Source organism: Streptomyces sp. NPDC045968, from assembly GCF_056430475.1.
Map to the genome: position 1 here is coordinate 26,182 of NZ_JBWKLF010000007.1, position 11,333 is coordinate 37,514.

At 71.8% G+C, this 11,333-nt stretch carries 10 protein-coding genes; 6 read left to right on the top strand and 4 right to left on the bottom strand.

Annotated elements, in window-relative coordinates:
* Window positions 1–44 precede the first annotated feature (44 nt).
* The 3 genes from AC07FA_RS20645 to AC07FA_RS20655 all read right to left on the bottom strand — a co-directional run bounded on the left by AC07FA_RS20645 (window position 45) and on the right by AC07FA_RS20655 (window position 3,861).
* On the bottom strand, window positions 45–1,574 hold the full coding sequence (locus AC07FA_RS20645; protein WP_479077278.1) for a hypothetical protein: 1,530 nt from the start codon (window positions 1,572–1,574) through the stop codon (window positions 45–47).
* A 210-nt stretch (window positions 1,575–1,784) separates the two neighbouring features.
* The gene (locus AC07FA_RS20650) at window positions 1,785–3,203 is read right to left on the bottom strand and encodes a HEAT repeat domain-containing protein (RefSeq protein WP_479077279.1); all 1,419 of its coding nucleotides are present in this window, start codon (window positions 3,201–3,203) and stop codon (window positions 1,785–1,787) included.
* Window positions 3,204–3,468: 265 nt separating this feature from the next.
* The gene (locus tag AC07FA_RS20655; RefSeq protein WP_479077280.1) at window positions 3,469–3,861 is read right to left on the bottom strand and encodes an ankyrin repeat domain-containing protein; all 393 of its coding nucleotides are present in this window, start codon (window positions 3,859–3,861) and stop codon (window positions 3,469–3,471) included.
* A gap of 316 nt (window positions 3,862–4,177) precedes the next feature.
* On the opposite strand from AC07FA_RS20655, the gene AC07FA_RS20660 reads away from it, so the two are divergent.
* Both AC07FA_RS20660 and AC07FA_RS20665 read left to right on the top strand, forming a co-directional pair.
* Window positions 4,178–4,372, top strand: coding sequence for a hypothetical protein (locus AC07FA_RS20660; RefSeq protein WP_185301971.1), 195 nt, complete (start codon window positions 4,178–4,180; stop codon window positions 4,370–4,372).
* A gap of 37 nt (window positions 4,373–4,409) precedes the next feature.
* On the top strand, window positions 4,410–6,029 hold the full coding sequence (locus tag AC07FA_RS20665; RefSeq protein WP_479077281.1) for a hypothetical protein: 1,620 nt from the start codon (window positions 4,410–4,412) through the stop codon (window positions 6,027–6,029).
* Between the two features lie 76 nt (window positions 6,030–6,105).
* Here the strand turns inward: AC07FA_RS20665 and AC07FA_RS20670 are convergent, their stop codons facing one another.
* Complete coding sequence (locus AC07FA_RS20670; protein WP_479077282.1) at window positions 6,106–7,605, bottom strand: SCO1417 family PLP biosynthesis transcription factor; 1,500 nt, start codon at window positions 7,603–7,605, stop codon at window positions 6,106–6,108.
* Between the two features lie 102 nt (window positions 7,606–7,707).
* On the opposite strand from AC07FA_RS20670, the gene yczE reads away from it, so the two are divergent.
* The 4 genes from yczE to AC07FA_RS20690 all read left to right on the top strand — a co-directional run bounded on the left by yczE (window position 7,708) and on the right by AC07FA_RS20690 (window position 11,198).
* The gene (gene yczE, locus AC07FA_RS20675) at window positions 7,708–8,376 is read left to right on the top strand and encodes a membrane protein YczE (protein WP_479077283.1); all 669 of its coding nucleotides are present in this window, start codon (window positions 7,708–7,710) and stop codon (window positions 8,374–8,376) included.
* Window positions 8,373–9,137, top strand: coding sequence for a glycerophosphodiester phosphodiesterase family protein (locus AC07FA_RS20680; protein WP_479077284.1), 765 nt, complete (start codon window positions 8,373–8,375; stop codon window positions 9,135–9,137). Before yczE ends, AC07FA_RS20680 begins: the two co-directional genes overlap by 4 nt.
* 46 nt (window positions 9,138–9,183) lie before the next feature.
* Window positions 9,184–10,548, top strand: coding sequence for an MFS transporter (locus AC07FA_RS20685; RefSeq protein ID WP_479077286.1), 1,365 nt, complete (start codon window positions 9,184–9,186; stop codon window positions 10,546–10,548).
* 275 nt (window positions 10,549–10,823) lie between these two features.
* Complete coding sequence (locus AC07FA_RS20690; RefSeq protein WP_007262928.1) at window positions 10,824–11,198, top strand: RNA polymerase-binding protein RbpA; 375 nt, start codon at window positions 10,824–10,826, stop codon at window positions 11,196–11,198.
* The last annotated feature ends 135 nt before the right edge of the window (window positions 11,199–11,333 follow it).

Here is an 11,333-nt window from a genome sequence, read left to right on the forward strand (position 1 = left end):
CCGGCGTAGGGACGCCCGGGCCCGCGGTGTGGTGGCGCGGGGGTTCATGACGCCTCCCTGCGGTCCGCGGTCGCCGCGGCCGTGTCCAGCAGTGCGGTGCCCACTATCAGGTCGGCACCACCGAACTCCGGGTCGTCGAGCTCCGTACCGTCGTCCACGGCGAACAGCAGGCGCCGTTCACCCTGGCGGTATGCGGTGCCGACCGGGGGGCTCGCCGCGTGGACCGCGAGCAGGGCGACCAGATAGGGCAGGTCGAGATCGCCGCTGAGCCGGGCCTCGGCCAGGAGGCCGGAGAGCCGGCGCGGTGCGTCGTACTCCAGGTCGAGCAGTGCCGTGGCCCGCGCGAGCTGGTCCTCGCTGAACCTGCTGTCGTCGGGGGTGGCGATGAGGTCGGGTTCGGGCATCTCCGCGCCGAGGTGCTCGCGTTCCATGGGGGGCGTGAGCAGCATGTCGACGAGGTCGCCGACGCGTACGGACGTGGGTGTGCGCAGCCCTGTGCCGTTCGCGAAGAAGGCGTCCGTGGCCCGGATGGCCTGTTCGACGGGGAGGGGGAGCAGGGGGGTGACGAGTTGCCCGTACAGATCGAGGCCCGTGCGTGCCGTGGGAGCGGCGAAGGCCTGCCGGTCCTGCTCGGCGCGGAACAGCGGGCCGGCCTCCAGCAGCCTGGACTGGAGCTGGGTGTGGCGGCGGATGCAGTCCTTGACGATGTCGACGAGCTCGGCGGCGCGCCGCTTGTGCTCGGGGTCCTCCGCCTCGTCGCGTGACTTGCGGATGTTGGTGAGGATCGCGTTCTCGTGGCGGTAGCGGTCGGCGACGTGGTCCAGCGCTTCGGCGATCATGTCCGGGACGGTGTTGAGCCAGTCCACGGCACGGACGTTGCGCCGGGTCGCCTCCAGGGTCCTGCGGAGCGTTTCCGCGTACTGCACGGTGCGGTAGCGGGCCTGCTCGGCGGCGAGTTGCGCGTCGGCGAGACGCCCTCGGCTGATCAGGACCTCCAGCTTCACCTCAGCGGCGATCTGTGCGCTGGTGACGTCCGTGTCGAGCGCGCCGACCAGGACGTTGACCGCCTCGTCGGTGGCGCGGAGGTAGACGCTGCCGCCGTAACCGGGGACCTCTTCGATGAGCTTGAAGTCGTAGTCCCTGCGGACGTACACCCCGTCGGGACCGAACGTGCCGTACACCGCGCGGAATCCGCGGTCCACGCTCCCGACGTTGATCAGGTTCTCCAGCACCCAGCGGGCGACCCGCTCGTGCTCGGCGACCGGGCGCCGGGGGGCCTGTGCCGCGACCCGCGGCAGGAGTCTGGCCACTATCTGTTCGTGGTCGGCGCCCGTGTCGAAGTCCATGTTGAGCGTGACCAGGTCGATGGCGGCGAGTGCGACCTCGGCCATCGAGTAGACCGTGTACTCCCCGGCGAGATTCGCCTTGCGGACGTCGAGGTCGTGCAGCGGCGCGGTGCAGGCGAGCGCGCGCAGCCGTCGCGAGAGCCCCTCATCGGCGGCGGGGCCCGGGGCGGGCCGCGGTCCCCCGCTGAGCTGGGGCGCAGCGTTGTCCGTGTAGGCAGGCGAAGTCACGCTGCACAGATTAGGTCCTCGCACCGACAACGGTCGAAACGGCGCAGAAGCGACCGGCCGCCCCGGGGCCGGCGGGGACCTTCGGGCACGTGCGCGAGGCCCTTCCCGTACGGACCGGCCGGGACCGGCGGTTCTCCGGTGATGGGCGTTCGCGCCGGGCGCCCGTCGTCCCGGCGCGCGCTCCGTTTCGGACGGCGGGGTGCGTCGGCTTCAGACCGCGGGTGCGTCGGGCCCGATCCTGCTGCGTACCGCCGTCTGCACCTCGGCCTCCTCGGCGGGGTCGGCGGCCAGCCGCCGCAGGCGTTCGGCGACCCTGATGTCCCCGGTCTCCGCGTGCAGGGCGGCGACCTCCCGGGTGGTCTCCTCGCAGTCCCACAGGCATTCGACGGCGAATCCGGTGGCGAAGGAGGGGTCGGTCGCGGCCAGGGCGCGGGCGGCTCGTCCGCGCAGGTGGGAGGAGGACGTCTCGCGGTAGACGTGGCGCAGTACGGGCGCGGCGCAGGCGATGCCCAGCCGGCCGGTGCCGTCGACGAGGGTCCAGAGACGGGGGGCGTCGGGCCCCTCGCCCCGTACGGCTTCGCGCAGGGCGCCGAGGACGAGCGGGGCGTCCTGCGCCCCGCCGCGGCAGGCGAGCACGCCGGCGGCCGACGCTCCGAGCGCGTCGGGCCGTCGTGCCCACCGGCGGGCACGGTCCACCGCCGCTTCTCCGCACATCCGCTCGAAGGCGCTGACCGCGGCTTCGGAGACGGTGCGTGAGGGGTCGGCGGCGGCAGCCTCGATCAGGTCGAGAACAGCGGGGTCGCCGGCCTCGACGAGGTAGTGGAGCGAGGCGCAGCGGGCGCCTTCGGGGCCGCTGCGGGCGGCCTCGATGATCAGGGTCCGGTCGTCGGGACCGGCCACGGCGGACAGGCAGCGTGCCGCCGGTACGTGGAGGACGCTGCCGCGCTCCAGTCCCTGCTGGGCCCAGTCGAACACGGCCTGGACGCTCCAGCCGGGGCGGGGGCCGCCGGGGCGCATCTGGCGCTGCCAGCGGTCGAACGAGCCCTGTTCGGCGGCTGCTCTGACCCGGGCGCCGACCTCGTCCCGCGGGTCGTCGGCCCACAGCCGCCAGGGGCGCGGCTCGAAGGCGTCCCGGACGACCGCGGCGAGTTCGGCGGTTCCCTCCGGGGTGACGGGGAAGCGGCCGAGCACGGGCACGGCGAGGGAGCGCAGCCCGGCGTCGTCGTCGCGCAGGGCGAGCTCGTCCAGTGCCCAGGCCCAGTTGGAGCCGGTGGCCGCGTACCGCCGCAGCAGGGCGAGGGCGTCCTCGCGTCCGTACGAGGCGAGATGGCCGAGGACCGCGAGGGCCAGGCCCGTGCGTGAGTCGTCGGTGTCGAGGTGGTCCTCGGGATCGCACAGGTGCCGTTCGATCTCTTCGATGCCGCCGTCGAGATCGAGGTACAGGCGTGCGTAGTAGAGGGAGCGGTTCTCGACCTGCCAGTCGTGACGCGGATCGCTCAGGACGCAGTGGTTGAGAGCCGCCAGGGCCTCGGGGCGTGGCGCGGCGAGCGCGTGGAGCGTGCCGTCGCCGCGGCCCCTCTGCAGCAGGCCGAGCAGGGTGCCGCTCGGCGCTATGAACGGATCAAACATGGGAAAAGCCTCACATCAAGCTGTCGACGCAACCGGGACTGTGCAGTTCCAAGTGCCGGGAGGGCACTAGGCCGCGCAGCAACATGATCGGCCGACCGCCGTCTTCTGCCTGGTGTAGACCATCTTCCTCTGCCTCTCGTCGGTGGTCCTGAGCGGACCCGCGACGTCATGATGACCCAGCCATTTCGCCACCGCGACCACATTTACGGCGCAACGGTCGGCGCGTGCGCCGGCGAGCGCCCCGGCAGGCACCTGCGCGCTCACGTCAGCGGGCCCCGAAGAGTTCCAGCAGGTCGGCCTTGCCGAACATGCGCGCCGTGTCGAGCGCGGACGGTGTGCCGGACGCGGGGTCCGCCCCGGCGGCGAGCAGGGCCTCGATCACGGCGTTCTCGCCCTTGAAGACGGCTCCCGCGAGCGGGGTCTGGCCCCGGTCGTTGGCCCGGTCCGGGTCGGCGCCCCGGCCGACGAGGGCGGTGACCGCCTCGGCGTGCCCGTGGTAGGCGGCGAGCATGAGCAGCGAGTCGCCCCGGTCGTTGGTGAGGTTCGCGGGCACTCCCGCGTCGACGTACGCGGCGAGCGCGTCGGTTTCACCGCGGCGGGCCAGGTCGAAGACCTTGGTCGCCAGCTCGACCACCTCGGGATCGGGGGTTTCGCTCATCGGACGGACCGCCTTCCATAACCGTTGTCGTTGCCGTTGACCTGGTGGGGAGTACGGCGTGGGGCCGTACGAGTGAATCGACAGGGTACTGCTCCCGTGCCGACATGACCCGGCCGGTATGAGGCAAAAGATCACTTCGTGCGGACCGTTTTCGGTCACGGAACGTCAAAGCGTTCCGCAGAGGCAACCATCCCTTGTCCGCCAGTGAGGTGAAAATGCCATATTTTCACCCAATTGCACCTTTTATCGTATAGATACTTCCCGTAATCCTGGAAGGACTCATGGTGACTGTCCCCCTCAACCAGGAGAACGACTCATGATCCTTTCCATCTCGGGCGTGGTACTGCTCGGCATCATCGTCTTTCTGTTCTTCAAGAAGGACGGCCTCAAGGCATCGCACGCCATGATCTGCGCCCTGTTCGGCTTCTATCTGGCCGGCACCGCCATCGCACCGAGCATCACGGCAGGCGGGGCGAGCCTCGCCGGTCTGCTCGGCGGGATCAAGTTCTGACGCTCAGCGACCGTTCCCACCCCTTCAGGAGACCGACGTGGCACGGCGACCACTCCCCCGCATTCTGAGCAGCGGCAGCGCATCGATCACTCGCAGTCGAGAGTTCGCGCGTACGGCCGCCGACAGCGCCACCGACGTGCTCCACCCGCTGATCACGATCGCTCGTGGTCTGCGGCTGCTGGCCGCGGCAGGACGGCAGAAGTGGGCCGCGACGCCGAAGGACCGGCGTGGTCCCACGCTGTTCCTCGCCGCGGCCTGCGTACTCGTGGTGGCGCTCATCCCGTACGGGCCCCTGCTGGCTGTGATCACGGTGATGAGCGCCGCCGCGTGGAAGGGGCGGAACCGTACGCCCGTGAAGGCCGGCCCCGACGAGGCGGAGGCCGGGCGGCTCCAGTCCCTGTACGAGGCACTCGTGCCCTACTTCTCGACGTCCGACGATCCCAGTCCGCTGTACTCCCACGGCGGCGACTGGGAGAAGGGCTTCGGCAGCCACACCTTCGACGCCGACGGGCGTCTCACCACCCTCCAGGTGAACTATCCCGCGTACTTCACCGACAGCGACCCGGCCGCCCGCGCCCGGATCGAGCTGCTGCTCCAGGCCAAGTCCGGCCGCGGCCGCGAATACCACTTCGCCTGGGACGAGGAGAGCAACCATCTCGTCATGACCGTGCTGGACGCCCTGCCCGTCTCGATCGCCGCCCAGCGCTTCGTGACCGCACCCGGCGAGACCGTGCTCGGCTTCACCGACGCCGACGCCGTACAGCGCACCGTGCCCGTCCAGGACGGCGAGGACACGCGTGACGCGCCGCCGGTGGTCTGGCGCACCGGGGCCCGCTCCACGGAGCCCCATCTCCTCGTCGTCGGACAGCCCGGCAGCGGTACCACCACGCTGATGCGCTCCATCGCGCTCCAGGCGCTCCAGCACGGCGACATCATCGTCGTGGAAGGCAGCGGAACCGGCGAGTACGGCTGCCTGACCGGGCGCACCGGGGTGCTGGCCGTCGAGTGCGGCCTCGCCGGGGCGCTCGCGACGCTCGAATGGGCCGCCCACGAGACGGAGCGGAGGCTGATCGCCGCCAACCGCGCACGTCAGGCCGGGCACCCCGCCCCCGAGGACACCAAGCGTCCGCTGTGGATCCTGCTCGACCGGCCGAGCGTCCTCGGCCATCTCGCCGCCGCCGACGGCAGGCCCGACCCGCAGGAGCTCCTTCAGGTACCGCTCCGGCACGGCAGGGCGGCCGGGGTCACCGTCGTCATGGCGGACCAGTTCGACAGCACGGACTCCCTGACCGAGACCGTACGGACGCACACCCGCGCCCGAGCCGTGCTCGGCCCGGCGTCGCGCGAACAGATCGAGGCCGTACTCGGCGCGGAGCCCCACACCACGCCGACCCCGGACGTCCCGCCGGGACGGGGCTATGTGCGCCTGGGCACGGGGCCGGTCCTGCGGCTCCAGGTGCCGGCCACGCCGGACCCGTACGACGACGCCACCAGCGAGGCGCACCGGCAGGCCGTGCTCGACCTGCTGCCCGACCGGCAGTCCGCGGCCGACGCGGAGCCCGCGACCGCGCCCGTTCCCGTGGCCGTCGAGGTGGCCGTGTCGGAACCCGTGCCCAGGGACCCGCTGATCGCCACGCCGGCGATCGCCGAGGGGTGACGAGGGGCGGACGTACGGCCGGTGGGCGGGTGGTGGACGCGGAGTCCGTCACCCGCCCACCGTCGTTCCCGCCCTCTCAGGCCACGAACGTCCTCGGTGCCTCGGCCCCGGCGCTCGCGCCCGAGCGGACGAGCTCCGCCGCCGCCGCGAGCCGCTGAGCCGCCTCGTCCGCCACCGCGCCGCCCACGGTGAACGGCAGCCGCACATACCCCTCGAAGGCCCCGTCGACCCCGAACCGGGGCCCGGACGGCACCCGGACGCCCACCCGCTCGCCCGCCACGGCCAGCCGTGAACCGGAGAGTCCCCCCGTACGCACCCAGAGGGTGAGTCCGCCGCGCGGCACCTCGAACTCCCACTCCGGCAGCTCCCGGCGCAGCGCCCGCACCAGGTCGTCCCTGTTCTCCCGCGCCTGGGTACGCCGGACCTCCACGGCCTGCTCCCAGCCGCCCGTCCGCAGCAGCCAGTTGATGGCGAGCTGCTCCAGCACCGGCGTCCCCAGGTCCGCGTAGGCGCGGGCCGCCACGAGGCTGCGGATCACGTCCGGCGCCGCGCGCACCCAGCCGATCCGCATCCCGGCCCAGAACGCCTTGCTCGCTGAGCCGACGGTCAGGACGGTGCTGCCCGCCGGGTCGAAGGCGCAGACGCGGCGCGGCATGTCGACGTCCGCGTCGAGGTACAGCTCGTGCATGGTCTCGTCGACGACGAGGACCGTGCCCGCGGAGCGCGCCGCGTCGACGAGATCGCGCCGCTGCTGCTCGTCGGCGAGCGCCCCGGTCGGATTGTGGAAGTCGGCGACCACGTACGCGAGGCGGGGCGCGGCGTCGCGCAGGACCTGTCGCCAGCGGTTCATGTCCCAGCCGCCGAGCCCCTCCTCCATCGCGACCGGCACCAGCCGCGCACCGGCCTCCCTCATGAGCTGGAGGATGTTGGCGTACGAGGGCGACTCGACCGCGATCCGTTCGCCGCGCCCGGCGAAGAGGTGGCAGATCGCGTCGATGGCACCCATCGCGCCGGTGGTGACCATGATCTGTTCGGGCATCGTCGCGATGCCGCGTTCGGTGTAGCGGGCGGCGATCATCTGGCGCAGGGCGGGCAGGCCCGCCGGGTAGTCGCCGTGCGTGTGCGCGTAGGGCGGCAGCTCCTCCAGGGCTCCCTGCACCGCGCGCGTCAGCCAGGGCTCGGGCGCGGGCAACGAGGCGCAGCCCAGGTCGATCAGCGAGCCGAGGGACTCCGGGGGCAGTGGTTCGAGGCCGCGCGCGGGCAGCGGGTTGCCCGCGGGCACCGCGGTCCAGCTGCCGGCACCCCGGCGGGACTCCAGGAAGCCTTCGGCCCGCAGCGCCTCGTAGGCGGCGGCCACGGTCGTGCGGCTGACGGAGAGGGCGAGCGCCAGTTCACGTTCGGCGGGCAACCGGGCGGCCACCGGGACCCGGCCTTCGAGGACGAGCAGCCGTACGCCGTCGGCGAGCGCGCGGTAGGCGGGCTGCTTACGGCTGCCGGGCCCGGCGGGCCGCGCCTGCTGGGCCTGAAGCTGACGTGCGAGCTGCGCCGCACCGACCGTTGAAGTCCACTGCGCCATGGAAATCAGTCCACCTTCCTCGGATTGGCCATGGTTGGCAGCCAATCCCCCGCCACAGAGTGACACGCAGCAGTCCACTACCACCACACCAGGGGGCACCACTTGTCCGACACCACCGGCCGGAGTCGGACCCATGTCACTCGGCGGCTGATCCAGCTGTACACGGGTCTGGCCCTGTACGGGGCGAGTGCGGCGCTCCTGGTCCGTGCCGAGCTGGGCCTGGAACCGTGGGGCGTACTGCACCAGGGGCTCACCGAGCTGACCGGCATCTCCATCGGTGTCGTCTCCATCATCGTCGGCGCGATCGTGCTGCTGCTGTGGATTCCGCTCAGGCAGCGTCCCGGGCTTGGCACCGTCTCCAACGTCTTCGTCGTCGGCCTCGCGATGGACGGCACGCTCGCCCTCGTACCGGCGATCCACGGGCTCGGCGCGCAGATCCCGGCCATGGCCGTCGGCATCCTGCTCAACGGTGTGGCCACGGGGCTGTACATCACGGCCCGGTTCGGGCCGGGCCCGCGCGACGGGCTGATGACCGGTCTGCACCGGGTCACCGGGCGCTCCATCCGGCTGGTCCGCACGGCGATCGAGGTGACCGTCGTGGTGACCGGCTTCCTGCTCGGCGGCTCGCTGGGCGTCGGCACCGTCCTGTACGCCCTGGCGATCGGCCCGCTCGCCCAGTTCTTCCTGCGCGTGTTCGCCGTCCCCGAGCCCGCCGCAGTCGTCACCGAGCTCGCCGACCCATCACCCGAACAGGCGATACTGCCGCGGTGACTCATGGACGCCACCCCTACCTGGACCACCCCTCGACGATTCCGTTCGCCCACCGCGGCGGCGCCGCGGACGGCCTGGAGAACACCGCGGCGGCCTTCCGCCGTGCCGCGGAGGCGGGATACCGCTACTTCGAGACCGATGTGCACACCACGTCGGACGGCCGGCTCGTGGCCTTCCACGACCCCACGCTCGACCGGGTGACGGACGCCGGGGGGCGGATAGCCGAGCTGCCGTGGAGCGAGGTGCGCCGGGCGCGCGTGGCGGGCCGCGAACCCCTGCCGCTCTTCGAGGAGCTGCTGGAGGAGTTCCCGGACGCCCGGTGGAACGTCGACATCAAGGCGGAGCCCGCGCTCGTCCCGCTCGTCGAGCTGATCCGCAGGACAGGTGCCTGGGACCGGGTCTGTGTCGGTTCCTTCTCGGAGTCCCGGGTGGCGAGGGCGCACCGTCTGGCGGGCCCCCGCCTGGCGACCTCGTACGGCGTACGCGGCGTCCTGGGGCTGCGGCTGCGCTCGTACGGGATTCCGGCGGCGCTCCGGGCGGGCGCCGTGTGCGCGCAGGTCCCGGAGAGCCAGAACGGCATCCGGGTGGTGGACCGGAATTTCGTCCGGACGGCGCACGCGCGGGGGCTCCAGGTGCACGTGTGGACGGTGAACGCCCCGGAACGGATGGCGGCGCTCCTCGACCTCGGGGTGGATGGCATCATGACCGATCACATCGAGACGCTGCGCACGGTGCTGAGCGAGCGGGGGGCCTGGGCCTGACGCCGGGCCGTCCGTGTCGGCACGGGGACGAGCGAGGGGGCGCGGTGTGAGCACCGGTACCGCAGGAACGGCCGATCCGGCGGAGCGGCCCGCCGGGGCCGTGGACCGCCGCCGTGAGCAGCGCGGCTGGTACTTCTACGACTTCGCCTGCTCCGTCTATTCGACGAGCGTCCTCACCGTGTTCCTCGGCCCCTATCTGACGTCGGTCGCCAAGGCCGCAGCCGACGCCGAGGGCTATGTGCACCCGCTGGGCATACCCGTGCGGGCCGGGTCGCTGTTCGCGTACGCCGTTTCGGCCTCGGTGGTCGTGGCCGTCCTGCTGATGCCGGTGGTGGGGGCCGCGGCCGACCGTACGGGACGCAAGAAACCCCTGCTGGCCGCCGCGGCGTACACGGGTGCGGCGGCCACGGCCGGCATGTTCTTCCTGGACGGCCACCGCTATCTGCTCGGCGCGTTCCTCCTGATCGTGGCCAACGCCTCGATCTCCGTGTCGATGGTGCTCTACAACTCCTACCTCCCGCAGATCGCGGAGCCCGACGAGCGCGACGCGGTCTCCTCCCGGGGGTGGGCCTTCGGGTACACATCGGGCGCACTCGTCCTGGTGCTGAACCTCGTCCTCTACACGGGGCACGACTCCTTCGGCCTCTCCGAGTCCGAGGCCGTACGCATCTGTCTGGCCTCCGCCGGTGTCTGGTGGGGCGCGTTCACCGTCGTACCCCTGCGGCGGCTGCGCGACCGGAACGTGCGTCCCGACGGCGCGGGCGCGGTCGGCTCCGGCTGGAAGCAGTTGCTGGCGACGCTCCGCGACATGCGGCGGCACCCGCTGACCCTGTCGTTCCTGCTCGCCTACCTCGTCTACAACGACGGAGTCCAGACGGTGATCTCGCAGGCCTCGCTGTACGGCTCCGAGGAACTGGGTCTCGGCCAGACGACCCTGATCACGGCGGTGCTGCTGGTCCAGGTGCTGGCGGTGGCGGGCGCCCTGGGGATGGGGCGGCTCGCCCGGGTGTACGGCGCGAAGCGCACGATTCTCGCGTCCCTGGTCGTCTGGACGCTGATCCTGCTCGCCGCGTATGTCCTTCCGGCGGGTGAACCGGCCTTCTTCTACTCCCTGGCGGCGGCCATCGGACTGGTCCTCGGCGGCAGTCAGGCCCTGTCGCGCTCGCTCTTCTCGCATCTGGTGCCGCGCGGCAAGGAGGCCGAGTACTTCTCCGCGTACGAGATGAGCGACCGCGGGCTGAGCTGGCTGGGGCCGCTGGTGTTCGGCCTCGCGTACCAGCTGACCGGCAGTTACCGGGAGGCGCTGCTCTCGTTGGTGATCTTCTTCGCGCTCGGTACGGTACTGCTGGCGCGGGTGCCGGTGCGGGCCGCCGTGGCGGCGGCGGGCAACCCCGTGCCGGCCCGGATTTAGACGTTGAAGTGAAAGGCCGGTAGTGTACGCCTTTGGCCTGCCCGGAGGACCGTTACTGCGAGCGGAAGAAGCCAAACCGTTGGGTGACAACTTCTGCCGGATGTGACAAACCGGGCATTGGTGGGTACCTGAAACCCTGGAAACCCAGTACAAGCAGCGGACACGACGGGCGACGCAGACCGGCAACGGGAATCTTTACCGCCGACCGGACGTTGACCGGATGACGACGACAGCGACACCTGTCCTGTGGGCGACAAGCCCGGGAGGCACGATTCATGAGTGAGCGAGCTCTCCGCGGCACGCGACTCGTGGTTACCAGCTACGAGACGGACCGCGGCATCGATCTGGCCCCGCGCCAGGCGGTGGAGTACGCATGCCAGAACGGACATCGATTTGAGATGCCGTTCTCGGTAGAGGCGGAAATTCCGCCGGAGTGGGAGTGCAAGGCGTGCGGCGCCATGGCACTCCTGGTGGACGGGGATGGCCCCGAGGAGAAGAAGGGCAAGCCTGCGCGTACGCACTGGGACATGCTCATGGAGCGGCGCACCCGCGAGGAGCTTGAGGAGGTGCTGGCCGAGAGGCTGGCGGTTCTGCGCTCCGGAGCCATGAACATTGCCGTGCACCCGCGGGACAGCAGGAAGTCTGCCTGACCGCGTACAACCGCACAGATCAAAAGAGCCGCGGGGGGGGGGGGGGGGGGGGGGGGGGGGGGGGGGAGGGGCGGGGGGGGGGGGGGGGGGGGGGGGGGGGGGGGAGGGGGGGGGTGGGGGGGGGGTGGGCGCGAG